Here is a 25,324-nt window from a genome sequence, read left to right on the forward strand (position 1 = left end):
TTTGTCTGTTTCTTTTTCCCTGGGTGGGGGGCCCCCCCCCCCCCCCGCGGCCCCCCCCCCCCCCCCCCCGGTACTCCTCCAGCAGGCGCTCCAGTCCGACCTCCGGACCGAAGCCCTTCTCGTACCGGTTCCGGCCCGCCCGCCCCATCTCCTGGTTACGGGCCGGATCGGCCGTGACGCGGCGCACGCACGCCGCGAGCGAGGCGGAGTCGCCCGGCCGGTGGAGCAGGCCGGTCACCCCGTCCTCGACGAGTTCCACGAAGGCCCCGTGGCCGGCGGCCACGGTCGGCACCCCCGCCGCCATCGCCTCCACGACCACCAGGCCGAACGCCTCCAGCCAGGTCGAGGGGGCCACCACGGCCACCGACCGGGCGATGGCCCGCCGGCACTGCTCCGGGTCGTACAGGCCGGCGTAGCGCACGTCGTCCCGGCCCGCCGCCCAGGCGGTCACCTCCGCCTCCAGCGGCCCCGTCCCGGCGATCACGAGCGGCACGCCCACACCGCCGTCCGCGGCCAGCTCGTCCCACGCCGCCATGAGCAGCCGGACGCCCTTGGCCTCGGCCAGCCGGCCCAGGTAGAGGACCTGCTCGCCGGCGCCCTCCCGGCGGACGCCGGGCTCGGGCACGAAGTTGTGCTTCACCGCCAGCCGCCCGGCCGGCATGCCGGACCGCACCAGGACCTCGCGCTGCGCGGCGGAGATGCACAGGAACCGCTCCACCCCCGACCACCACCGGCGCCGGTTGACGGACAGGCTGACCGCCAGCGGCACCGTCGCCGCCCGGGAGCCCCGGTAGCAGCCGTGCCGGACGGCGGGCAGCGGAGTCCCTCCGACGCACTCGGTGCACGGCCGCCCGTCCCGCTGGAGCGTGCCAGGCGGGCACACCTGGGTGTAGTTGTGCAGCGTGGCGACCGCGGGCACGCCCGCGTCGGCGCAGGCGGCCAGCACCGCGGGCGACAGGAGCGGGAAGACGTTGTGGACGTGCACCACGTCCGGACGGACGGCGCGGAGCCGGGCGGCGAGCTCCTTGCGGACCCCCGGATTCCATGGCACCAGCAGCGGCAGCGCGGCCTTGGCCGGCAGGGACAGGCCGCCGATGTCGTCGCTGCGCCGCTCGAACAGCTCGACCCGGTGGCCGGCCGCCCGCAGCAGCTCCACCTCCTGGTCGACGACCTTGTTCTCCCCGCTCGGCTGCGCCGAGGCGTAGCGGTTGTGCACCACGAGGACGTGCATGGTCAGGTCACCTCCCGGTTCGGGGTCCAGCGGGGGACGGGGATGCGCCGTGCGGGGCCGCCGGCCGCGAGCGCCGCGGTCCCGGACGGCGCCGCCAGCAGCGAGGCGGCCACGGCCAGGTGCAGCAGGTACGGCGAGGCGTCGCCCAGCCCGGCCTCGGTGTACGAGGCGATGGCGCAGTAGCTGATCAGGAAGATCGCGCAGGCCCGCTCCAGCGACGGCGGCCGCAGCAGCGCGACGCCGCCCAGGACGACGAAGACCGCCGCCACGATCGCGGTGCCGCTCAGCCCCTGCTCGTTGTAGACGGCCAGCCAGCTGTTGTCGATCGGCAGCCCGCCGAACGACTTGTCGCCCAGGCCCATCCCGAACAGCTCCTCCGAGGCCGACCGGGGGGCCGCCAGCAGGGCGTCCCACACCTTGGCCCGGCCGGTGAGGTTGGAGAAGTTCTCCTGGCTCTGTCCGCGCAGGAACCACGCCTGCAGCGCGGAGGCGAACCCCACCGCGGCCACCGTCGCGATCAGCACCGCCCAGCCGAAGAACCGGCGGGCGGCGGAGCTGGTCAGCATCAGCGAGCCGATCGCCAGCGCCAGGCCGATGAACAGGCCGAGGGTCGCCGTCCGGGTGTGGGTCAGCGCGAGCAGGACCAGCGACGGCACGACGACCACCGCCGCGCCGGCCCGGTCGGTCCTGCGGCCCAGGACGAGCAGCACGGTGAGCCCGATGATCACGGCGGCGTACTGCCCGATCTGCGGCGGCGTCAGCGGCCACAGCGCTCCGACCAGCCGCCCGCCGTAGAGGTCGGGCATGGCCGCGCCCGGCGAGACGAGCAGCCCCGCGGCCACCGACCCGAGCACCGCGAGGTACAGCCTGATGTGGTGCCGGACGAACGTCAGGCCGCCGTCCCACCAGCGGGTGAGCAGCCACAGCGTGCCGACGAAGAGGGCCAGCCGGCCGCAGCGGAACAGCGCGCCGAACCCGGACTCCAGGTGGGCGCTGGAGATCACGCTCGGCACCAGCAGCAGGGTGAGCAGGAACACGTAGGCACTGGGCCGGAAGCGCAGCCGGAGGTTGACCGAGAGCGCCAGCGCGAAGGCGGCGACCAGCGCGCCCATGGTGGCCATCTGGATGAGCGACCGGGGGAGCGGGATGATGGTCTGCGCCCCGGCCGAGCCGAGCGTGTTGAGGATCAGCAGTCCCCAGACGATCCCGACGATCCTCTTCTCGCCCATCTCAACCACCGGCCCGCGGGCCGAAGGTGCTGCCCTGGTCCTGCTGGTACGGCGGGCCCTGCCACTGGCCGGAGTCGAGCACCCGGCTCGGGTCGTGGGCGACGAACTTCCACGGTCCGACGTAGACGTTCTCGTGCCAGCGGTTCTGCTGCTTGAGGGAGACGTCCTCGGCCACCTGCTCGCCCTTGTACGGGGACCACTCCGGGTAGGTGCCGTAGTTGGCCAGCACCGCCATGCGGTCGCACTTCGCGGTGCAGTCGACGACGGACGGGTCCAGCACGAAGCGGTTGTCGTGGATGTCCACCCGCTGGGTCTTCCACCGGCAGTCGGCGTACAGCGGTGCGCCGGAGATCCCCGGAGCGGAGCAGCGGTCGGCGCGGTCCACCAGCAGCGTGCAGACGCCGGACGAGGTGTTGGCCGGGCTGTTGCAGAACCGGTCGGCGTTCTCCCACAGGGTGATCCCGTTCCAGTTGTTCTCCAGCACGTTCCGGTAGACCTCGATCCGGTCCGTCCGGGCGCGGACCCGGGGCTCGCCGCCCGACTCGGACAGGTAGACGGTCGCGAACGGGAAGTCGTCGCCCCGCTCGGCGGCCCTGCGGCCCTCGACCCAGTTGTTCTTCCGGATCACGTTGTTCCGGATGACCGCGTTGTAGCTGATCTCGTAGATCAGCGCGGCGCCGTCGTTGGCCTCCAGCAGGTTGTCCTCGATGCGGAAGTCGTTGTTGTTGGTGTCCGCCCACAACCCGGTCCCGCGGTTGTCGTGCACCCAGTTGCCGCGCACGTCGGCGCCGTTGACCGCCCAGAACTTGACGCCCCCGGTACAGCCGCAGCCCGGCTTGCGCCGCTCCCAGTCGTCCTTGTTGTTGCCGGTGATCTCGTTGCCCTCGATCACCAGGCCGCCGATGGGCCCGCCGCCCTTGTACGCGTTCATCCCGTACTGGCCGTTGCCCCGCAGGCAGCTCGCGCGGACCTGCTGGCGGGCCCCGGCCATCAGCCCCGCCCCCGAGTTCTCCTGGATGGTCGCGTGCTCGATCACCCACCCGTCGGCCGACTCGTGGTTGACCACGCCCTCGTCCGGCGGCGCGACGAAGTTCTGCACGGTCAGGTGGCGGATGGAGACGTCGGGGGCCGCGCCGCCGAACGCGTACTGGTTGGTCTTCCCGCCGTCGAGCACCGCCCCCGGCGCCCCGAGGTAGCTGTCGCCCTCCTTCGGGATGACCTGGGCGAAGCGGTCCGGGTCGAGCCGGTGCGTGCCCGGCATGAGCCAGAACGTGGTCTTCGGGGGGCTGTTCTTGGTCTTCGCGGCGAGATCACCGGCCACCGCGGGATCGACCGTCACCGCCCCCGCCGGCGCCTGCGCCGGCCCGGCCGCCGGGGCCGCGCACACCCGTGCGGCCGAAGCCGCGGAAGCCGGCGCGGACGCGGACGCGGACGGCGCGACGCCGCCCGGCTTGCCCGCCGGGGCACCCGCACCGCCGTCACAGCCGGCCGCCGCCAGCACGACCAGCGCCACCGGCACCGCCGGCCACGCCCACTTCCGCCACTCGATCACCAGAACCACCCCCCTCCGCCTAGTCGTCGAACCCGAGCACGGTGACGAACTCCCCCGACGCGGCCGTGTCGTCGGCGAAGCCGGTGCCGACCAGCGTCGTGGCCGGCTCCTTGCGCCCGAAGCCCGCCGAGTACCAGCCCAGCGGCGGGCCCGTCTCGCCGCGGTGCGCCCGCCAGGAGAGCTGACCGGGCAGGTCGAGCACCGCCGACCGGTCCTCGCCGTCCAGGCTCCAGCTGAGCACCGCCCGGTCACCCTCCAGCTCCGCGGTGACCGCCGGGCCGAGGTGGAACGCCAGCCGCACCGCCCGGCGCGGGCCGCTCACCTCGTCGACCACCCGCAGCTCCCGGCGGCCGGTCATCAGCTCCACCCGGCGCCGGTGCACGGAAGGCCGGTAGCCGTCGTGCTCGGCACACCAGCGCAGCACCCCCGGGTCGGAGGTGTCCGCGACCAGGACGCGGGTCTGGGCGTGCCGGGTCCACAGGAACGGCCCGCCGGAGACGGACTGGTCACCACCGTCCAGCTGCAGGGTGTTGTGCCCCAGCGTCGACCGGAAGTACTGCCGCCACTCGGGCTGCCCGTGGTAGCAGAACGTCCCCGGGTCGGCCAGCACGTCGACCCCGTCGTGCCGCACCTCCACGGACAGCGCGTCCGCGTGGGCGTGCGCGGCGATGGACAGGAAGCCGTGCGGACCGCCGTCGCAGCGGACCCACAGCTCACCGGACCCCCCGGAACCCGCAGCACCCCGCAGGACCGTCATGCCGGCGTCCGGGAAGTGGACCGGACGGCTCGCCGGGCGGGGCACCGCCGGCGCTCCGGGCCGGACGAGCGCGGCCAGCAGCACGGTGCGCACATCGGTGCCCGTCACCTCGGGCCACCAGCCGAGCCGGCCGAACACGGCGTCCCCGGTGGCCAGCAGCGACCCCCAGCGGTCGGTGCCCGCACCGTCGACGACCAGACCGTGCCCGTCGTCCGAGTCCCCCTGGCGCGGCGGCCTCAGCCGGCTGTCCACGACGGCCGCGAGCGCGTCGGTCATCCGCAGCAGCACCAGCCGCACCGACGCCGGGACCGGCACGCCCGCCGCGTCCGCCTCGGCCAGCGCGGCCAGGCCCAGCTCCAGCACCAGCCCGTGGTACTCCGAGGCCAGCTCCCGGTTGAGGCCGGAGAGGAAGGTGTTGCCGCGCAGGTGCCGCTCCAGCGACCGCAGCGCGTCGGACCGCCAGCGCTCCGAGGAGGGGAACCAGCCGAACGCGCAGGCCGCGGCGAACTGCCCGGCGGCCTCGGCGATGACGTGGTTGTTCGCCGAAGAGCCCCGGCTGGGGAACGCCGCCAGCCAGCGCTGGTGGTGCCACACCTGCTCCCGGGCCACCGGGTTCTCCTCGAACAGCCCGGCCGCGCCCGGCCAGCCGTCGAGCAGCCGGCGCACCCACACCCAGGACAGCAGCCGGATCCCCAGCTCGATGCCGCTGGTCCAGTGCACCCCGCGCAGCGGCGGGTTGGCCTCCCACCACGACCGCAGGTGCGCCGCCACCCGCTCGGCGTACCGCTCGTCCCCGGTGACCGCGTACGCGGCGGCGAGCACGGTGAGGTACTGGTGCCGGGACGGCTCCCAGATCTGCTTGATGTCCCCGACCGCCTCCTCGTCCCGGTACGGCACGTCGAAGGCGTAGCCCTGCGGCGCCCGCCGCCCGGTCTTCGGGTCGAAGAACCAGTCCGGGTCGGCCAGGTCGTCGCGGTCCACCCCGAAGAACTCGCCGTGCCCCGCCATCAGCCGGTCCGCCTCCGCGACGAGGCGCTTGGCCGCGTCCGGCGGCACCGCGTCGGCCGTCCCCGCGGGGAGCACCGCGGTGAAGCGGGCGCCGCCCACGGCCGGGGCGTCCGGCGGCGCCGACCGCCACCGCCGCCTGCGCACCGTGTCGCCCACTCGGCCGCCGACCTCCTGCGGCCCCATCCGGGACAGGCGCCGCAGGTACCAGGCCGCGCTCATGCTCATCGGCCGTCCGCCAGCGTCACGGGCACGCCGCCGGCCAGGCCGGCCTGCACGGCGAGGGTGGCCGCCGTGGTGGCGACCAGCGACTCCAGCGGCACGGGCATCGGACCGCCCGTCCGCACGGCCCGGACGAACGCGGCCAGTTCGGCGAGCTGGCCCTTGTCCCGGGCCTGCGGCAGCCGCGAGCTGACCCACTTCTTGCTCCCGTACACCGAGGCGCGGACGAAGTCGTCCAGCCGCAGCACCTTGCCGTCCGCGACCAGGTCGATCGTCTCCTTGGGGAAGCCGGGCGCGCCCGTGGTGACGTAGCTGACGGTGGCGGTGGAGCCGTCCGGGTAGCGCAGCACGACCTGGAGGTCCTCGTTGCCGGTGGTCGCGGTCGCGTACACCGAGACCGGGTCGGCGCCCAGCAGCCAGCTCGCCGTGTCGATGAAGTGCCCGCCCTCGCCGGCGAACCGCGAGCCCTCGGTGCCCTGCTGGAGGTACCAGCTGCCGTGCTGGAGCCGGCCCGCGTTGACCAGGTAGCGCAGGCTCGCCGGGCCGGTACGGGTGCCGAAGCGCTTGCGGGCCTCCTGGAGCAGCGGCGAGAAGCGGCGGTTGAAGCCCACCTGGATCCGGTCGTTGCCGGACTCCTCCACCGCCGCGAGGACGCCCGCCAGTTCTTCCTCGGTGAGCGCGAGGGGCTTCTCCACGAACACCGTCTTGCCGGCCAGCAGCGCCTGCCGGGTCAGTTCGGCGTGGGAGCTGTGCCGGGTCACCACGAACACCGCGTCGACGGACTTGTCACCGAGCACGGCGTCCAGGTCGGTGGTCGCCTCGGCGAAGCCGAACTTCCGCTGCGCGTTTGCCGCGGACAGCGCAGTCGTGGTGACGACCGTGGCGAGCTCGACGCCCTCGCGGTCCACCAGGTGGGGGAGCAGCATCGACGTGGCGTAGTTCCCCGCGCCGACGAACGCGAGGCGCACCGGCGTCCCGGCCGCCCGGGACGGCGCGGACACCCCCTCGGCGGAGCGCCTGACGGCGGGCACCGACAGCACCGGCGCCTGCGCCTCCCGCGCCTGTCCGGGGTAGCGGAACAGCACGGCCACGGCCTTGAGTTCGCCGTCCTTCAGGCTCCGGTACGTCTCCACGGCGTCGTCGAAGTCGGCGATGTGGGAGACCAGCGGATCCACGTCGACCTTGCCGCGGGCGACCAGGTCGAGGAAGCACGCCAGGTTGCGGCGCTCGGTCCAGCGCACGTAGCCGATCGGGTAGTCCCGCCCGTCGAGCTCGTACTCCGGGTCGTAGCGCCCCGGGCCGTAGCTGCGGGAGAACCGGACGTCGAGCTCCTTCTCGTAGTACGCGTTCCAGGGCAGGTCCAGGCGGCACTTGCCGATGTCGACGACCCGGCCGCGGTCCCGGCAGAGCCGCGCGGCCAGCTCGACCGGCTGGTTGCTGCCGCCGCCCGCCGCCAGGTACACCTGGTCCACGCCGTGCCCGTCCGTGAGCTCGGCGACGGCGGCCTCCACGGCCGCCGACCCGGGGTCGCCGCAGGCCGCCGCGCCCAGCCGCTCGGCCAGTTCGCAGCGCGCCGGGTCCGGGTCGGCACCGACGACGCGGACCCCCGAGGCGGTGAGGAGCTGCACCACCAGCTGCCCGATCAGCCCGAGCCCGATGACCAGCGCCACCTCGCCGAGCTGCGGCTCGCCCTGGCGCACGCCCTGCATCGCGATCGACCCGACCGTGCCGAAGGCCGCGTGCCGCGGTTCGAGACCGTCCGGCACCCGGGCGTACAGGTTCTTCGGCACCCAGTTCAACTCGGCGTGCAGCGCGTGCTCGTTGCCCGCGCAGGCCACCACGTCACCGACCGCCACGTCGTCGATCCCGGCGCCGACCTGCTCGACCACCCCGCACAGCGAGTAGCCCAGCGGCGTGTAGGAGTCCAGCTTGCCCATCACCTTGCGGTACGTGGCCGGCACCCCGTTGACGGCCACGCTCTGCATGACCTTGGCGACCTGGTCCGGCCGCGAACGGGCCTTGCCCAGCATCGACATGCCGGCCTCGGACACCTTCATGAGCTCGGTCCCGGTGGAAATCAGCGAATAGGCGGTACGGACCAGCACACCGCCCGGCTTGCACCCCGGCACCGGCACGTCCAGCACCGCCAGCTCACCGGTCTTGTAGTTCTGTACGACTTGCTTCACCCGAACTCCTCAGAAATTGCTAAGCCGTGAACCCGGCGCTCTGACCGGACCCGGAGGTCGCGCCGCGGTACCAGTACTCGAGGGTCAGTACGTGCCACAGATGCTTGGAGTAGTCCTGCTGCCCGGCCGCGTCCTCGGCGGCGAGCCGCGCCAGCGCGTCGCGGCGCAGGAACCCGGAACGGACGAGCTCGCCGTCATTGATGACCTCGCGCACCAGCGGCGCCAGGTCCCGGCTCATCCAGGCGCGCAGCGGGGCGCTGAACAGGCCCTTGGGCCGGTAGACGATCTCCCGGGGCAGGATCGACGTCGCCGCTTCCTTGAGGACGGCCTTGCCCTGCCGTCCGGCGATCTTGCGGTCCCCGGGGAAGGTGAACGCGGCCTTGACCACCTCGACGTCCACGTACGGGACGCGCACCTCGGTCGACGCGGCCATGCTGGAACGGTCCGTGTAGGCGAGGTTCAGACCCGGCAGGAACATCCGGGAGTCGCCCAGGCACATGCGGTTGACGAAGTCGTCGAGGTCGTTGTCCTCGTACACGTCCGCGTGCTCGGTCAGCACGTCGTCGACCGTCCCGGCCAGGTCCGGATCGATCAGGCCGAGCAGCTCGCCGCGATCGTACATGGTGTAGCTGCGCCGGAAGGCCGTCTCCTCCGGAAGATCGGCGAAGGACAGGAACCGCTTCGCGAAGCGCACCGAGCGCAGCCCCCGGCGGGAGGTGGCGACCGGCAGCCGGTCCACGGCGCCGGACACGCCGCGCCGCAGGGGCCGCGGGACGCGCTGGTAGCGCAGCGCGAGCACGTTGGCCAGGTGCTTGCGGTAGCCGGCGAACAGCTCGTCCGCACCCATCCCCGAGAGCATCACCTTGACCCCGGCCTCCCGGGCGGCCGAACAGATCAGGAAGGTGTTGATCGCGGCGGGGTCGCCGATCGGCTCGTCCAGGTGGTACGTCATCCGCGGCAGCAGGTCGAGCACGTCCGGGGCGATCTCGATCTCGTGCAGGTCGACGCCGAACCGCTCGGCGACCTGCCGGGCGTAGCGCAGGTCGTCCGGCATCGCCTCGAACTTGGCGTCCTCGGCCCGGAACCCGATCGTGTAGGCGGACATCCCCGGCTGGTGGCGGGCGGCCAGGGCGGTCAGGTAGCTGGAGTCGAGGCCGCCGGAGAGGAAGGTCGCCACGGGCACGTCGGAGAGCAGGTGCCGCCGCGTCGACTCCTCGACGATGGCGGCCAGATCGGGCAGCTCACCGGCCCGCGCCCGCTCCCGGCCCTCGGCCGCGACGTCCCTGAGGTTCCAGTACCGGCCGCGCTCCACACTGCCGTCAGGCCGGCACCGCAGCCAGCTCCCCGGCGGAAGCTTCTCCGCCTCGCGGTACGCGCACCGCGAGTCCGGCACCCAGTAGTACAGCAGCGAGGCCACCAGCGCCGCGTGGTCCACCTCCAGCGAACCCCCGGTCGCCGCGGCGAGCGCCTTCAGCTCCGAGGCGAACACCAGGCCCCCGCCGCGCCGGAGCAGGAACAGCGGCTTGATGCCGAGCTGGTCGCGGGCGAGCACCAGCTCACCGGTCCGCTCGTCGAAGACCCCGAACGCGAACATGCCGCGCAGCCGGGGCAGGCAGTCCGTGCCCCAGCGCCGCCACGCCTCCAGCAGCACCTCGGTGTCGGACGTGCCCCGGAAGCGCACCCCGGCGGCCGCCAGCTCGGCACGCAGCTCGGGGGCGTTGTACAGCTCGCCGTTGTACGTGAGGACGAGCCCGTCCGAGACCATCGGCTGGGCGCCGGTCTCCGAGAGGTCGATGATGGCCAGCCGGCGGTGCCCGAGCTGCACCTCGCCGTCACCGACGGGGTGGCCGTACCGGCCGGCCCCGTCCGGACCGCGGTGGGCGAGGGTCTCCGTGAGCCGGTCGGTCACGGCCTTCCCGTCCGGCCACCGGTACGTGCCTGCGATGCCACACATGTCCTACCGTGCCTCCTGGTCGCTGTCCGGAACGTGCGCCGCCCACGCGGGCGGCCGTTCCGCCTGCCGCCCGCCGTTCTCCACTGCCTGAACGGCGCGGGAGGTGCCCCCGTCGTCCTGCCGGGCGGGCCGCCCGTTCCGCCCGCGCGGCGCCGTGTGCGGCCCGTCCCACAAGGTGCCGTCGGTCCGGTCGCGCGGATCGGGGTCGATCAGCACCACGCCGAGCACCGTGATGCGCTGCTCGGCGAGCTGCCGCGCCACCGTGTGCAGCCACGCGGCGCTGCCGTGCCCGGCCCGGACGACGAGCACGGTCCGGGTACCGAGGTACTGGAGGTCGGTCCACGCCGTGCCGGGCGAGACCGAGCCCACGCCGAACCGGCGCTCCCCGCCGGCCGCCGCCGCGGCGTCCTCGCCGACCACCGCCAGCTCCGCGGGCCTGCGGCGGTGGCGGGTGAGCCGGAGGCCCGGCAGGCCGTCGACGACGGACACCGCACCCTCCGCCGCCAGGGCCGCGGCCAGGTCCAGGGCGATCAGCGCCGCGGCCTGCGGGCAGCCCAGCTCCAGCAGCGACACCGGCTCCGCGGAACCGCGTACCGAGCGGGCCAGGGACGCGGTGAGCCGCTCGCGCGCCCCCCGGGTGCCGCGCCGCTGGAGGCGGCCGGCCGACCGGCGGGGGAGCTCCGTGATGACGGACGCCCCCAGGTTCGCCGCGATCTCCCGGCGCAGCACCGGACGGTCGGCCACCACCGCGCCGACCGCGGCCACCGCGAGCCCGAGGACCAGACCGAGGACCAGCCCGATCGCGGCGTCGGTGGCGGCGGCCTTCGGCAGGGAGTGCCGCACCGCGCGCGGTGCGTCCACGACCTGCGTACCGGCGATGAGCTGGGGCGTGCCGACGCGCGCCTCCGCGGCACGCTGGCCGAAGTCGGTGATCCGGGCGGTCAGTTCGGCCCGGCGGGCGAAGAGCGACTCGGTGTTCGCCGACCCCTTCGGCCCGGTCTCCGGCGTTCCGTTCCCGATCGCCTTGTTGACCTGGTCGAGTTCCTCCCGCAACCGGTCACGCTGGTCGAGCAGGGTCTTCGACTCGGCCTCCGCGGCCTCCCTGATCCGCCGCACGTGGTCCGCGACGAACGCGTCGGCCAGCGCCTTGGCACGGGCCACGGCCTGCGCGTCGCTGTCACCGGTCGCATCGATCTGGAGCAGGTTGTTGGTCAGGCCGGCACCCGCGTAGTCCTTCATGAAGTCCTCCGGCTTCTCCGGGGACTTCAGGGTCTTCAGGGCCTGCTCGGCGATCCGTGTGGTCTGCAGCAGCGCGACGTCGGTGCGGATCAGCGTTCCGGGGTCGTTCGGCTGGTCCTGCTGGTGCGCGACCAGCACCTTGGCCACCGCGGTCGGCGGTGGCGGCAGCAGCACCGCCACGGCCGCGCCGATGAGCAGCCCCAGCAGCGCCAGGGAGCTCCAGAGGCGGCGCCGCCTGCGCACCGACACCACGAGCGTCTGCAGGTCCAGCAGCGGAGCGGCGTGCGTCGGCTCCGTAGTCGTACTCATGGTCACCCTGAACTTCCCGTCGCGTCGGTGCCGGCCGCCAGTGCCGGTGCGGCGGCCTCGCGGCGACGGCCGGCCTTCCCCGCCGCACCGGTCCGGACCGTGCCGACGAGGACGATTCCGACGATCTCGTGCCCGGCGTCCGCACACGCCTCGGCGATCCCGGCGAGCTCCCCGGCGGTCCGGCTGCCGGGGCTGAGCAGGACGACGGCACCCGACTCGTCCTCGCGGTCCGCGACCATCGGCCGGGACACCGAGACCCCGGCCGGCCGCAGCCGGGGCTCGCCCTCGGCGCCGGCGGTGAACTGCCCGGCGGCCCGCAGGGCGTTCCCGTCGCCCTCCGGAACGAGCAGCAGCAGCGACCGGGGGGCCGACGTCCCGTCCCCCAGACGGGCGTGCACCCGCCGGTAGCGGACCAGCCTGCCCGCCTCGTCGGACGCGCGCGGCGCCGGTACGTCCCACCGGACGTCGAGGCCGAGCAGTCGGCGGACACCGGCCCGCGGGCCGCGGCCCTGCGGCCGCTCCCCGGGCTCTTCCGCGGGCACGTCGACCGTGCCCAGCACCGCCGCGCCCAGCACCCTGGCGATCTCCGCCCCGGTGCGCGGCCGGCGGTTCATCCGCGTGGCGGCGAGGTGGCCGACGACCCCGAGGAGGAGGAACAGCACCGCCCCCGCGACGATGAGCTGCGTCCTGGTCGGCGGCGCCTCGCCGGTGGGCCGGGGTGCCGGCCCCATGACGACCATGTTGTTCTTGATGGCCTTGCCGGCGGCGGGGTCGGCCTGCTCCAGCTTGTCGACGGCCTCCTGGAGCGTGGTGCGCAGCTTCGTCAGCTCGGTACGGGTCTGCACGCTCTCCACCGTCTGCCCCCGGCCGGCCGCGTCCGCCAGCTCGGTGATCCGGCGGCTGGTCTGCGTCACCAGCTGCCGCAGCGCCTCGGGCCGCGCCGCCGCGTCGGGGTCGGTGCTGTCACCCGAGATCCGCGCGGCGAACGCGACGAACTGCTGCGCCACCTGGTCGGCGAGCCGCTGCGCGCGCTCCGGGGTGTCCGCCGTGCCCGAGATCTTGATGATGTTGCCGTCCGCGGCCTTGGCGCTCACCCGGTCATGCAGTTCGGTGCGGCTGACCTTGGTCCAGTTGAGCGCGGTGGCCGCGCGGTCGACGACCACCGAACTCGCCGCGATCTCCGCCTGGGTCAGCAGCTCGCGCTCCTCCCACGCCCCCGGCAGCAGGACCGGGGCCGAGGCCGTGTAGCGCGGGGGAACCAGCAGGGAGGTGCCGTAGCCGACGAGTGCGCCCACCACGGCGAGGACGGTGAGCAGCCGCCAGCGCCGGCGGAGAATCCGCCCGATCGTGACCAGGCGTATCGTGTCGTCGCTCAACGGCGCGGCCTCTTCCCCGTGCCGTCGGAGGAGCCCGCCGCCGCCGGACGGCGGTCACGGCAGGCGGCGGCGTAGGCGGAGAGCAGCGAGGCCTGCGAATTGCGCCACGCGAGCGGCCCGTTGATCCGCTCCTGGCCGATCTTGCCCATCAGGGCCCGCTTCTCGGGATCGTCCAGCAGCAGCGCGATGAGCCGGGCGAACTCGCCCTCGTCGTTGGCGGGGGCGTACACGGCGGCGTCGCCGGCGGAGACCCGCGCCTCCTTGAGGTCGAAGGAGACGATCGGCCGGCCCATCACCATGTACTCCAGGACCTTGTTCATGGTCGACACGTCGTTGAGCGGATTGCGCGGGTCGGGGGAGAGGCACACGTCCGCGGTGGACAGGTACCGTGCCAGGTCGGCGTCGGAGACGCGCCCGGTGAACTGCACCTGCTCGGAGAGCCCGAGCTGCCGGGACAGCTCCACCATCGCGTCGAAGGTGTCACCGCCGCCGACGAACACCGCGTGCCAGTCGCCGCGCCCGACCTCGTCGCGCAGCTTCGCCAGCGAGCGCAGGGCGTAGTCGACGCCGTCCTGCGGGCCCATGACCCCGAGGTAGCACAGCAGATGGGGCTTGCCGCGCTTCAGCTCGGGCTCGGGCGGCACGGGGTGGAAGCGGTCGGTGTCGGGCGCGCTGCGCACCACGAACACGTCCGACGGCCGCCGGCCGCCGCGGCGCACCGCGACGTCCCGGTAGCTCTCGTTCGTGGCGAGCACGACGTCGGCGGCCCGGTAGGTCAGCCGTTCCAGCGCGCACACGGCCCGGTAGAGCAGGTCCTCGCCGCGGTCGAACCGGGACAGGTACAGCTCGGGGACCAGGTCGTGCTGGTCGAAGACGAACCGCGCTCCGTGCCGCTTGAGCCACAGGGCGGGCAGGAACAGCAGGTCGGGCGGGTTGCAGGCGTGGACGACGTGGACCGGCCCGACCTTGCGGGCCAGCCGCATGGTGTGCCACAGGGCCGATCCGTACTCCTTCAGGTAGCCGGCCGGTCCTCCGGTGGCCGCGCGCAGCGGGTAGCGGTGGATCCGCACCCCGTCGATCTCGGCCTCCGGCTCGGTGTCCCGCTTGGTCCCCTGCGGGCAGATGACGTCCACCGTCCAGCCGGCGTCGCGCAGCGTCGTGCACTCCTGCCACACCCGCCGGTCGAACGGCACGGACAGATTCTCCACCAGGACCAGCGCACGCCGGCCGGTGGTGCGGCCGCGGCCGGCCGCACCACGCGATGTCTTACCAGGCAAGGCCCACGTACCCCGGTTCGGTCCGGCGCGCGTCGGCGTCGGGAAGGTGGATGAGGTCGATGATCACCGGTCCGTCGCCGTGCGGCAGCGCCGACAGCACGTCCGGGTCCCTGGTCCCGACCAGGCACACCTCGGCGTGGTCGAGCACCTCGTCGACGGAGTCGGCGAGCAGGTGCGCGAGGTGCGGCAGCCGGTTCTCGATGTACTCGCGGTTCGCGCCGAGCAGCCGGGAGAGGCTCACGTTGGCGTCGTAGATCTTCAGGTCGTAGCCCTTGCCGAAGAGCCGCTCCGCCAGCTCGACGAGCGGGCTCTCGCGCAGGTCGTCGGTACCGGGCTTGAACGACAGCCCGAACAGGCCCGCCCGGCGCTTTCCGGTGCGCTCCACCAGGTCCACCGCGCGTTGCAGGTGGTCGGAGTTGGAGGGCAGCACGTGGGAGAGGATGGGTACCGAGACGTCGGCCCGCTGCGCCGCGTGGACCAGGCTGCGCAGGTCCTTGGGCAGGCAGGACCCGCCGAAGGCGAAGCCGGGCCGCAGGTAGGCCGGGCTGATGTTCAGCTTGCGGTCGGCCAGGAACACGTCGATGACCTGGTGCGAGTCCACCCCGAGCGCCCGGCACACCGCGCCCAGCTCGTTGGCGAACCCGATCTTGAGGCCGTGGAACGCGTTGTCCGCGTACTTGATCGCCTCGGCCACCGGGACCGGGACCCGGAACACCTCGCCGGGCAGGCCCTCGTAGAGCGCGGCCACCACGTCTCCGCTGGCCGCGTCCAGCTCGCCGATGACGGTCTTCGGCGGGTCGAAGAAGTCCCGCACGCTGGTGCCCTCGCGCAGGAACTCCGGGTTGACCGCGACCCCGACCTCCACCCCGGCCGTCCCGCCGACGGACTTCTCCAGGATCGGCAGCAGCAGGTCCAGGCAGGTGCCCGGCAGCATGGTGCTGCGGAACACCACGGTGTGCCGCCCGCCCCGCTCGGCCAGCGCCGCGCCGATCTGTTCGGTGACCCGCTCCAGATACGTGGTGCACAGGCTGCCGTTGGGCTCCGAGGGCGTGCCCACGCAGACCAGCGACACCTCACTCTCCATGATCGCCTCGCGGACGTCACCGGTGGCGCGCAGGGCCCCCGTCCGCACGACCTCGGCGATGAGCTCGCCGATCCGCTCCTCGACCACCGGGGCCTTGCCGTCGTTGACCAGGTCCACCTTCACCTGGCTGACGTCCACGCCGACGACCTCGTGGCCCATGTCGGCCAGGCACGCGGCCGAGACGCAGCCCACGTAGCCGAGCCCGAAAACACTGACCCTCATGACTCGTTCCTCCCCCCACGCAGGCCCCCACGGCCTGCGGTCCGCGCGTCTGCCCGACGACGACTCCCGCGCATCAATAGGCCCCCTGCCCGTAGACCACCGCACGCAGCGTCTTCCACAAGATCACTGTGTCCAGGGCGAGCGACCAGTCCTCCACGTACCGCAGGTCCAGCCGGACCGCCTCCTCCCATGACAGGTCACTGCGTCCGCTGATCTGCCACAGGCCCGTGAGCCCGGGCTTGACCAGCAGCCGCCGCCGGATGTCCGGACCGTACGCGGCTGACTCCTCCGGCAGCGGGGGCCGCGGGCCGACGAGCGACATCGAACCCGTCAACACGTTGAACAGCTGCGGGAGTTCGTCGATCGAGTACCGGCGCAGCACCGATCCCACCCGGGTCACCCGCGGGTCCCGGCGGAGTTTGAACAGCAGGCCGGCGCCCTCGTTGCGGTCGGCCAGCTCGGCACGGACCCGGTCCGCGTCCGCCACCATGGTGCGGAACTTGAGGATGGTGAACTCGCGTCCGTCCTTGCCGACCCTGCGCTGGCGGTACACCGCCCCGCCCCGGCTGTCGGCGACCACCAGCAGCGCGACCAGCACCATCAGCGGCGCGAACAGCATCAGCAGGACCGCCGCGCCAACCCGGTCGACGACCTCCTTCACGGCCCGGCGGCCGCCGGTGAAGATCGGCATGCTGACCCGCAGCAGCGGGATCCCCAGCACCGCGTCCACGTGCAGCCGCGGGCCTGCCACCTCCATCAGGACCGGGGCCACGACCATCTCGGCGTCGCTGCCCTCCAGGTTCCACGCCAGCCGCTGGAGCCGGTCCGGCGACCAGTGCGGGTCCGGGGTGACCGCGACGACGCGGTAGCCGTCGCGCCGGACGTGGTTGGCCACGTCGGCCAGCCGGCCGACGACGGGTACGCCGTCCAGCTGGTCACCGTCCCCGTCGAGCCCGAGACCGTCCGTCGTGCACACCGCGTCCACCCGCCAGCCGAGGTGCGGGAACTTGCGGGTGCGGGTGATCAGGTCGCGCAGGGTGGCCGGGCTCCCGGCGGCGAGCACCGGCCGCAGGCACTGCCCCTCTTTCCGCTGTTTGTGCAGCCAGAGGCGCAGAACGTACCGCGTGGTCATGGTGACGAGCGCGATCGCGGGGATCGCGACGAAGATCCAGAGTTTGATGTTGCGCGAGGCGAGGGCGATCCCGCCGAGCGCCAGCAATACGGTCGCCGTGAACAGCGAGCGCCCGAGCCGGCGGAATTCCTCGGCGCCCTGGCCGAGAACCGCCGGAGCCCATGACCGGTTGACGGCCAGTGCGGCCAATACCAGAAGTTCGGTGCCGAATGCGAGAATTCCCCATTTCTCGTGCCAGTTGGCCGCGTCCCTGGCCCCGAAGAAGTTGCCGATGGACGCCACCACGAGGGCGGTGACCACGGAATCGCTGGTGATCACGGTACGTCGGTACCGCTGCTCCCAGTCAGTCGCGGGACGGCTGATCGCCCCGTTCGCCAGACGCCCGCGCGCAGGCGGGAACGGGCTGACTAATCCCCCTTGCCGCACAGAACCCCCCAAGGTCCCCAGTGGTACGACGTGTTCGCCAATCACCGTGCTCCGCCGGGAGGCCCCCGCCTCCCGACCGCGCCGTTCCTCCCCGGGATCCCCCCCCGGCCGTCTGGAACTGCTTGGACAACCCATCCCGGCGGCAGCGAACGGACGTGCCCCGCCGGACTTGCGACGTGCGCGAGAACCCGCCGAAACCTCGGGTGCTCCCCCGCACCCAAGGCCCTTTCCCGGGCCCCGAGAATTGATCATCCCCCACGCCTCGTGCCGGGGGGACGCGTTTGCTGGCTTTCCGTAGCGCCTGGCCTGTAGATCATTTACTGGTTGCTCGTGTACGAACAGCTGAAGCACGGTCAATCTAGACCATGGCGAGCCGGTATGAAGAGCAGATGTGTGAAATTCGTGTTCACACCTTCAGACGGGTTCCACGGATCGGTGGGCGCCCCGGGTGTCCCCGCTGTGGAGCACCTCCTGTCGCCCCAGGTCAACCCCGCCGAACCGGCCATCCGGGCGCCGCCGTGCGACGGTGCGCCCCCTGCTTCCGGTTTGTGCGGAGCTTCTCCCTCCGCCCTCGGCGGGGGCGGAAACAGACCAACTCCGCTCTTCTCGCCGCCGCGCGGCCGGGCGGTGGGCGGTCTCGGCCAGTCTCCCCGGCACCCCTTGCGCCGACGGGGAGGAGGCGTGGTGCACTGGCTGGGCCGGCCATCGAACAGGTGCGTGAGCGGCACCGCGGGTCCGGGACCGGCACCGGACGGCACGCCGGCCCGGTGCACACCGGGTGCACGGCGGCCGGCGTGCGCGCCCCGCGTGACCCCGGCCCGGCGCCCGCCCGTTCCCGCCATTCCCCTCGCCCCGGATCCCGTCGGACCCCGCCGGCCCACACCGGACCCCGAATGGAGTGATCGTGCACCACCACGGCCCCGACACACCCGAAACGCACTACGAGGAGGTGGCCGTCACCGGTGGAGCCGGTTTCGTCGGCCGGCACCTCGTCACGGCCCTCGGCCTGCTGTCCCGGAAGGTCACCGTCGTCGACCACGCCCCGCTTCCCCCCGGCCTCGCGGAACTGCCCGGCGTCTCCCACGTCCGCGCCGACCTGCGCGACTACGGCGAGACGTTACTGGCGCTGCGCGGCGCGGACGCCGTGTTCCACCTCGCCGGCAACGCCAGCGGCACCGAGTCGGTGGCCGACCCCCGCCGCGACTTCCACCTCAACGCCCTCGCGACCTGCAACGTCGGCAACGCCTGCCTGGAGCTGGGAGTGCGCCGCCTCGTCTACCTCTCCTCCGCCATCGTCTACGGCACCCCGGGCCGCGGCCCGATCCGCGAGGACCACCCCACCCGGCCCTTCCTGCCGTACGGTGCCTCGAAGCTCTCCGGCGAGCTGACCCTGCGCAGCCTGCACGCCACCGCCGGACTGCCCGTCGTCACCGGCCGTTCCTTCGTCGTCTACGGCCCCGGCGAAGACCCGCGCCGGGCGGGCGGAGAGGTCTCGCAGTTCCTGCGCTGGCACCTCAACGAGCGGCCCATCCCGGTGGTCGGCGACATCGACCGCAAGCGCCGCGACTTCATCCACGTCGAGGACCTCTGCCGGGCACTGATCACCCTCGCCGACCGGGGCGCCGACGGCGAGACCTACAACCTGGGCACCGGCACCGCCGTCTCCATGCGCGAGCTCGCCGAGTCGGTGGGGAAGGCGACCGGCCGCCCCGCACTGCTGGAAGCCGACCCTTCCAGCCTGGCCGACAGCTTCACGCTCCTCGCCGACACCACCCGGCTGCGAGGGCTCGGCTTCGCTCCCCGGATCACCCTGGCCGAAGGCCTCGCCTGCCTGGCGGCCCTGCTCGGACCGTTCCCCGAACTCCCCACCGCCAGGGCGGTCTTCCGCCGGGAGACCCCGGCGCGCCGGAGCCTGGAGGCCAGGACGTGCTAGCCGTCGACGGAGGGGCACCGCTGCTCTCCCCGGGGGAGGCGGCCCCCTGGCCGCACATCACCGACGCCGACCGCAAGGCCGTGCTCGACGCGATGGACGGGGCGACCCCCTGGCACTGGCCCATGCGCACGGTGAGCGACCTGGAAGAAGCCTGGGCCGAGTACACCGGCATGCCGCACGTCCTCGCCGCCAATTCCGGCACCGCGGCCCTGCACATGGCGATCGCGGCCGCGGGAGTCGAGCCGGGCGACGAGGTGCTCGTGCCCGCCGACACCTTCCTAGCCTCGGCCTCCTGCGTGCTCCAGGCCAACGCGATCCCGGTGTTCGTGGACACCGACCCCACCACCTTCAACATCGACCCCGCCCGGATCGAGGAGCGGATCACCGACCGCACCCGCGCCGTCGTCGCCGTGGACCTCAACGGCCTGCCCGCCGACTACGACGCCCTGCGGGCGATCACGGACCGGCACGGCCTCGCCCTCATCGAGGACGCCTCCCAGGCACACGGCGCCGAGTACCGGGGCCGCCCCGTCGGGTCCCTCGGCACCCTGAGCGGCGCCAGCCTCAACGGGTCCAAGACCCTCTCCGCCCTCGGCGAGGGCGGCCTGTTCGCGACGCGCGACGAGGAACAGCAGCGGCTGGCCCGGCGGGTGCTGATGTTCGGCGAGGAACTCCCGGGCCAGAGCCGCGACTACAACGCCCGCATCATGGGCTGGAACTACCGGATCGATGTCCTCGCGGCCGCGTTCGCCCGGTCCCAGCTCACCCGCCTGCCGCAGATGTCCCGCGTCCGGCAGGCCAACGGGGCCGCCCTCACGCGGGCCCTGGCCGGCGTACCCGGCATCCGCACGCCCGCCGTCCCCGAGGACCGCACGCACGTGTACTTCTTCTACCCGCTGCTCGTCGTGCCCGAGGAGCTCGGTCTCGACGGCCTCCCCGTCGCCGCCTTCCGCGACGCCCTCGCCCGGGCGGTGAACGCCGAGGGCCTGCACATCACGCGCTGGCAGCCGCAGCCGGTACCCGGACAGACCCTGTTCCAGGAGCTCCGCGGCTACGGCCGCGGCTGCCCCTGGAGCTGCGGACACGCACGCCCCGGCCACCACTACGATCCGGCGCAGTACCCCGTCAGCGAGGAGGTCTGCCTGCGCCGCCTGGTCCTCGGACAGAGCCTCAGCTCCTTCGGCCCGCCCAACGACGCGACGACGATGCACCGTTACGCCGAGGTCCTGTACAAGGTTCTCGTCGAGGAGCGGGACGCGCTGATCGACCTGACCCGGCGGACGGCCGGCCCGGCGCACTGACGGGCCGGGACGGACAGGACACGAACGACAAGGGGACGGACGCAGATGCGCAACGAGCCCGAGCCCGGGACGGCGGCCGGACGCACGGCGCCGCCCGCCCGCGCCCGCAGTCCGCGCCCGCGGACGATGCGGCTGGCCGTCTGCGCGGTCTTCTTCGTCACCGGGGCGGCCTTCGCCACCTGGGCGTCCCGGGTACCCGGCGTCCAGAGCCGGCTGGACCTGTCCGCCGGGGAACTGGCCGTGGCCCTCGTCGGCCTGAGCGGCGGCGCCTTCGCGGGGCTGCCGCTGGTCGGCGGCCTGGTGGCCAGGTACGGCAGCCGCAGGGTCCTGTGCACCGGCATGGCCGCCTACCTGGGCGCGCTCGCGAGCCTGCCGTTCGTCCCGGACCTCGCGGTGCTGACGGTGGCCCTGGCCGTGTTCGCCTGCGGCAACACGGCCGTCGACGTCGCGATGAACACCCAGGGCGTCCTGGTCGAACGTGCCTACGGGCGCCCCGTGCTCGGCGGCTTCCACGCCATGTTCAGCCTCGGCGGCATCGCCGGCGCCACGGCGGGCGGCCTCGCGGCCTCCGCCGGCGTCGGCATCCGGGCCCACTTCACGGTGACCGCCCTCGTACTGCTGGCGGTCGCGGGGACGGCGGCCACGGCCCTCGCCCCCGAACCGCCGCGGACCGGCGGCCCGTCCAGGACCGGCCCCCTGCTGGCCCTGCCCGGTCCGGGCCTGTGGATCCCCGGGCTCGTGGCGTTCTGCGCCCTGATGGGGGAGGGGGTCGTCAACGACTGGGGCGCCGTCTACCTGAAGGAGGAGACCGGAGCCTCCGCGGGCGCCGCGGGCCTCGGGTACGCCGTCTTCTCCGCGGGCATGGTCGTCGGCCGCCTCACCGCCGACCGGCTGCGCGCCCGCCTCGGCACGGCCCGCTTCACCTTCCTGTGCGCCGTGGTCGCGGGCACCGGCGCCCTGATCCCGATCCTCGACGCGACGACCACGGCGGGCTTCGTCGGGTACACCCTGCTCGGCCTGGGCATGGCCGCGGTCATCCCCCTCGTCTTCGCCCACGCGGCCGGCCTGCGGCCCGGGCACACCGGCTCCTCCATCGCCGCCGTCTCGGCCGTCGGCTACGTCGGCTTCCTCGCGGGCCCCCCGGTCATCGGCGCCCTCGCGGAGGCGACGACCCTGCGGTGGGCGATGCTGGTGCTGCCGGCGCTGATGGCGGCGATGGCAGCCCTGGCCCCCCGGCTGCACCGCCCCTGACGCCGCGTCGGCTAGGGTGGCCGGTGCAGCTGGTTCGCCCCGTCCGCCAGGCGGGATGCGTCGTAAGAGGGAACCCGGTGGGAATCCGGGACTGCCCCGCAGCGGTGAGCGGGAACGACCGCCGTCATACGCACTGGGACCGGACAACGGTCCTGGGAAGCGACGGCCAGTAGGTGCCCGCCGGGAGACCGGCAGGCGTGCCCGCGAGTCCGAAGACCTGCCCGCTGCCCGTACGCGGACCGTTCCGCGTACGGACATCCCGGTGACCTCGTGGGCGGGTCGGCGTGCACAGCGAGCGGCGCCCGCTGCATTCCCGCAGCGCGGTCCGTACGCTCTGGCGTTCCCTTCGCGTCCGCGTCCCGTTGCCGGGACGTTCCTGGACACATCTCGCGAAGGAGAGTTCCGTGACAGCGAAGCCCGCAGCCGCGGCAGCACGAGCCACCGTGTACGGCTACCCCCGCCAGGGCCAGAGCCGCGAACTGAAGAAGGCCGTCGAGGGCTATTGGAAGGGCCGCGTCAGCGCCGAAGCCCTCCGGGAGACCGCAGCCGGCCTGCGCCGTTCGAACTGGCAGCAGCTGGCCGAGGCCGGTATCACCGAGATCCCGACCGGTGACTTCTCGTACTACGACCACGTGCTCGACACCAGCGTCATGGTCGGCGCCGTCCCCGCCCGGCACCGCGAGGCCGTCGCGGCCGACGCGCTCGACGGCTACTTCGCCATGGCGCGCGGCACCCAGGACGTCGCCCCGCTGGAAATGACCAAGTGGTTCGACACCAACTACCACTACCTGGTCCCCGAACTGGGCCCGGACACCGTCTTCACCGCGGACCCCGGCAAGCAGGTCGCCGAACTGCGGGAGGCCCTCGCGCTCGGACACACGGCCCGCCCGGTCCTCGTCGGGCCGGTCACCTACCTGCTGCTGGCCAAGCCGGCCCCGGGCGTGGCCCCCGACTTCCAGCCGATCACCCTGCTGGACCGGCTGCTGCCCGTCTACGCGGAGGTCCTCGCCGCCCTGCGGGCCGCCGGAGCGGAATGGGTCCAGCTCGACGAGCCCGCGCTCGTGCAGGACCGCACCCCGGCGGAGCTGAACGCCGCCGCCCGCGCGTACCGAGAGCTCGGCGCCCTGACCGACCGCTCCAGGCTGCTGGTCGCCTCGTACTTCGGCAGGCTCGGTGACGCCCTCCGGATCCTCGCGGCCTCCCCGGTCGAGGGCCTCGGGCTCGACTTCACCGACAGCGGCGCGGCCAACCTCGACGACCTGGCCTCCGTGGGCGGCCTGCCCGGCAAGCGCCTCGTCGCGGGCGTGGTCAACGGCCGCAACATCTGGATCAACGACTACCAGAGGTCCCTGACCACCCTCGGTACCCTCCTCGGCCTCGCCGACCGGGTTGACGTCGCCGCCTCCTGCTCCCTGCTGCACGTCCCGCTCGACGCCTCCGCCGAGCGGGACATCGACACGCAGGTCCGCCGCTGGCTCGCCTTCGCCCGCCAGAAGACCCGGGAGATCTCCGTCCTGGCCCGCGGCCTGGCCCAGGGCACGGACGCCATCACCGCCGAACTCGCGGCGAACCGGGCCGACCTGGCCTCCCGCGCCGCATCCGCCCTCACCCACGACCCGGCCGTACGGGACCGCACCCGGGCGATCACCGACGCCGACGGCCGCCGCTCCCAGCCCTATGCCGAGCGCACCGCCGCCCAACGGGCCCGCCTGGGCCTGCCGCTGCTGCCGACCACCACGATCGGTTCCTTCCCGCAGACCGACGAGCTGCGGGCGGCCCGCGCGGACCTGCGGGCCGGCCGGATCGACACCGCCGGCTACGAGGCGCGCATCAAGGGCGAGATCGAGGAGGTCGTCGCCTTCCAGGAGAAGACCGGCCTCGACGTCCTGGTGCACGGCGAACCCGAACGCAACGACATGGTCCAGTACTTCGCCGAACGGCTCACCGGCTACCTGGCCACACAGCACGGATGGGTGCAGTCCTACGGCACCCGCTACGTCCGGCCCCCGGTCCTGGCCGGCGACATCTCCCGCCCCGAGCCGATGACCGTCCGCTGGACCTCCTACGCCCAGTCCCTGACGGCCAAGCCGGTCAAGGGCATGCTGACCGGCCCCGTCACCATGCTCGCCTGGTCCTTCGTACGCGACGACCAGCCCCTCGGCGACACCGCCCGCCAAGTGGCCCTCGCCCTGCGCGACGAGGTGGCCGACCTGGAGGCGGCCGGCACGCCGGTGATCCAGGTCGACGAGCCCGCCCTGCGCGAGACCCTCCCGCTGCGGGCCGCCGACCACGCGGCCTACCTGGACTGGGCCACCGAGTCCTTCCGGCTCACCACCAGCGGGGTCCGGCCGGACACGCAGATCCACACCCACATGTGCTACGCCGAGTTCGGCGACATCGTCCAGGCCATCGACGACCTCGACGCCGACGTCATCAGCCTGGAAGCCGCCCGCTCGCACATGCAGGTCGCCCGCGAACTCGCCGCCCACGGCTACCTCCGCGAAGCCGGCCCCGGCGTCTGGGACATCCACTCCCCGCGCGTCCCGAGCGCCGGGGACGCCGCCGGCCTGCTGCGCACCGGCCTGGAGGCCGTCCCGGCCGAGCGGCTGTGGGTCAACCCCGACTGCGGCCTGAAGACCCGCGGCTGGGCGGAGACCCGGGCCTCCCTGGAGAACCTGGTGGCCGCCGCCCGTGAGGTCCGCGCCGGCCTCACCGGCGGACGCGGCTGACCCACATGAACGGAGCCCTGCCTTCCCGGACGTCCGGGGAGGCAGGGCTCCGAAGGTGTGCGCGGCGCGCGGTCAGACGAGGGCCGACGCCGGGCGGGGTGCCGCGGCCTCCGCACCGGCGGCATCGGCGCGCAGGGCCGGCAGGCGCTGCGCGAGGACCCCGAAGACGATCCCGAACACGGCCCACAGCACGAGCTGGACGGCCACCGAGGCGACCCGGAAGTCCCACAGCAGGGCCGCGGGGAACTCGGCCTTGACGGCGTCGGTGTTGTCCGGGAGCACCAGGAAGGCCAGCCCGGTGGCGACGACGAAGCCCGCCCCGGCCGCCAGGGTCGCGTTCCAGTTGCCCAGGCGCGGCGCCAGGCGCCGGCCCAGGACGATCGCGCCGACGCCCAGCAGGACGCTGAGCAGGATCATCAGGAAGAACAGCGTGGTGCGCTGGCCGATGGTGTCCGGGTTCCCGACGGCCGGCGGGGTCGCCGGGTACTTCAGGAACGGCACCAGGTAGACCAGCGTGAACGCGCCCCCGGCGGTGAGGGCGGCCGTGGCCCGGGGGCTGAACCGGCCCACGCGGCCCAGGGCGAAGGAGAACGCGAGGGAGGCGATGCCGCCCAGCGCGACCCCGTAGACCAGCACGCCGGTGGCGAGACCGACGGTGGACTGGACGGGCCGGCTGACGAGTTCTTCTTCCTCCGCGGCGGCGGGGGCGTCGCCGCCGCCGTGACCGGCGTGGCCGGCCGCGGGAGCGGCTTCCTTGGCGGCCGCCGCCTCCTCGACGGCGATGGAGCCCCGCACCGGGGGCTCACCGACCACGTAGGCGACGGCGAAGGCGAACAGACCGGCGATCAGGCCCGCGAGCATGCCGCGGACCAGCAGACCTCTGACAGTGGAGGCGTACATGGTGCGCGC

Annotated in this window: 16 protein-coding genes and 1 riboswitch; of the genes, 4 read left to right on the forward strand and 12 right to left on the reverse strand. The window is 73.6% G+C overall.

The window, feature by feature from the left end; all coding sequences use genetic code 11:
• From AC07A6_RS10750 to AC07A6_RS10800, 11 genes are all read right to left on the reverse strand, one after another.
• The coding region (locus tag AC07A6_RS10750; protein WP_478776865.1) for a glycosyltransferase at positions 1-1,231 on the reverse strand (1,231 nt) is incomplete at its 3' end.
• 2 nt (positions 1,232-1,233) lie between these two features.
• A complete protein-coding gene (locus AC07A6_RS10755) occupies positions 1,234-2,460 on the reverse strand; it encodes an O-antigen ligase domain-containing protein (protein WP_478776866.1) in 1,227 nt (408 codons plus the stop codon).
• A gap of 1 nt (position 2,461) precedes the next feature.
• The gene (locus tag AC07A6_RS10760) at positions 2,462-4,015 is read right to left on the reverse strand and encodes a right-handed parallel beta-helix repeat-containing protein (protein ID WP_478776902.1); all 1,554 of its coding nucleotides are present in this window, start codon (positions 4,013-4,015) and stop codon (positions 2,462-2,464) included.
• Between the two features lie 16 nt (positions 4,016-4,031).
• Complete coding sequence (locus tag AC07A6_RS10765) at positions 4,032-6,002, reverse strand: heparinase II/III family protein (protein WP_478776867.1); 1,971 nt, start codon at positions 6,000-6,002, stop codon at positions 4,032-4,034.
• Positions 5,999-8,182 carry a bi-domain-containing oxidoreductase gene (locus AC07A6_RS10770; RefSeq protein ID WP_478776868.1) on the reverse strand — a complete coding sequence of 728 codons (2,184 nt, stop codon included), beginning with the start codon at positions 8,180-8,182 and terminating at the stop codon, positions 5,999-6,001. Before AC07A6_RS10770 ends, AC07A6_RS10765 begins: the two co-directional genes overlap by 4 nt.
• 19 nt (positions 8,183-8,201) lie before the next feature.
• Positions 8,202-10,136: an asparagine synthase (glutamine-hydrolyzing) gene (gene asnB, locus AC07A6_RS10775; protein WP_478776869.1), complete on the reverse strand. Its 1,935-nt coding sequence runs from the start codon at positions 10,134-10,136 to the stop codon at positions 8,202-8,204.
• Positions 10,137-10,139: 3 nt separating this feature from the next.
• Complete coding sequence (locus AC07A6_RS10780; RefSeq protein ID WP_478776870.1) at positions 10,140-11,690, reverse strand: Wzz/FepE/Etk N-terminal domain-containing protein; 1,551 nt, start codon at positions 11,688-11,690, stop codon at positions 10,140-10,142.
• The gene (locus tag AC07A6_RS10785) at positions 11,687-13,060 is read right to left on the reverse strand and encodes a Wzz/FepE/Etk N-terminal domain-containing protein (RefSeq protein WP_478776871.1); all 1,374 of its coding nucleotides are present in this window, start codon (positions 13,058-13,060) and stop codon (positions 11,687-11,689) included. The genes AC07A6_RS10780 and AC07A6_RS10785 overlap by 4 nt, the downstream gene beginning before the upstream one ends.
• Complete coding sequence (locus AC07A6_RS10790) at positions 13,057-14,337, reverse strand: glycosyltransferase family 4 protein (RefSeq protein WP_362470161.1); 1,281 nt, start codon at positions 14,335-14,337, stop codon at positions 13,057-13,059. The genes AC07A6_RS10785 and AC07A6_RS10790 overlap by 4 nt, the downstream gene beginning before the upstream one ends.
• Entirely contained in the window at positions 14,327-15,643 is a 1,317-nt protein-coding gene (locus AC07A6_RS10795; protein WP_362470165.1) for a nucleotide sugar dehydrogenase, read from the reverse strand. Before AC07A6_RS10795 ends, AC07A6_RS10790 begins: the two co-directional genes overlap by 11 nt.
• A gap of 73 nt (positions 15,644-15,716) precedes the next feature.
• Positions 15,717-17,201, reverse strand: a complete 1,485-nt coding sequence (locus AC07A6_RS10800; RefSeq protein ID WP_478776903.1) for a sugar transferase — start codon at positions 17,199-17,201, stop codon at positions 15,717-15,719.
• 904 nt (positions 17,202-18,105) lie between these two features.
• Here AC07A6_RS10800 and AC07A6_RS10805 point away from each other — a divergent pair.
• The 4 genes from AC07A6_RS10805 to metE all read left to right on the forward strand — a co-directional run bounded on the left by AC07A6_RS10805 (position 18,106) and on the right by metE (position 24,415).
• Positions 18,106-19,134, forward strand: coding sequence for an NAD-dependent epimerase/dehydratase family protein (locus AC07A6_RS10805; RefSeq protein ID WP_478776872.1), 1,029 nt, complete (start codon positions 18,106-18,108; stop codon positions 19,132-19,134).
• Positions 19,128-20,435 (forward strand): DegT/DnrJ/EryC1/StrS family aminotransferase, encoded by a 1,308-nt coding sequence (locus tag AC07A6_RS10810; RefSeq protein ID WP_386271794.1) that lies wholly within the window; start codon positions 19,128-19,130, stop codon positions 20,433-20,435. Before AC07A6_RS10805 ends, AC07A6_RS10810 begins: the two co-directional genes overlap by 7 nt.
• A gap of 45 nt (positions 20,436-20,480) precedes the next feature.
• Positions 20,481-21,686: an MFS transporter gene (locus AC07A6_RS10815; protein WP_478776873.1), complete on the forward strand. Its 1,206-nt coding sequence runs from the start codon at positions 20,481-20,483 to the stop codon at positions 21,684-21,686.
• Positions 21,687-21,712: 26 nt separating this feature from the next.
• Positions 21,713-21,913: riboswitch (cobalamin riboswitch) on the forward strand.
• A gap of 177 nt (positions 21,914-22,090) precedes the next feature.
• Positions 22,091-24,415, forward strand: coding sequence for a 5-methyltetrahydropteroyltriglutamate--homocysteine S-methyltransferase (metE, locus tag AC07A6_RS10820; protein WP_478776874.1), 2,325 nt, complete (start codon positions 22,091-22,093; stop codon positions 24,413-24,415).
• A 72-nt stretch (positions 24,416-24,487) separates the two neighbouring features.
• Here metE and AC07A6_RS10825 read toward each other — a convergent pair whose 3' ends face one another.
• Positions 24,488-25,315: a CbtA family protein gene (locus tag AC07A6_RS10825; RefSeq protein WP_478776875.1), complete on the reverse strand. Its 828-nt coding sequence runs from the start codon at positions 25,313-25,315 to the stop codon at positions 24,488-24,490.
• Positions 25,316-25,324: the final 9 nt, after the last annotated feature.

This window comes from Streptomyces sp. NPDC044002, assembly GCF_056434525.1.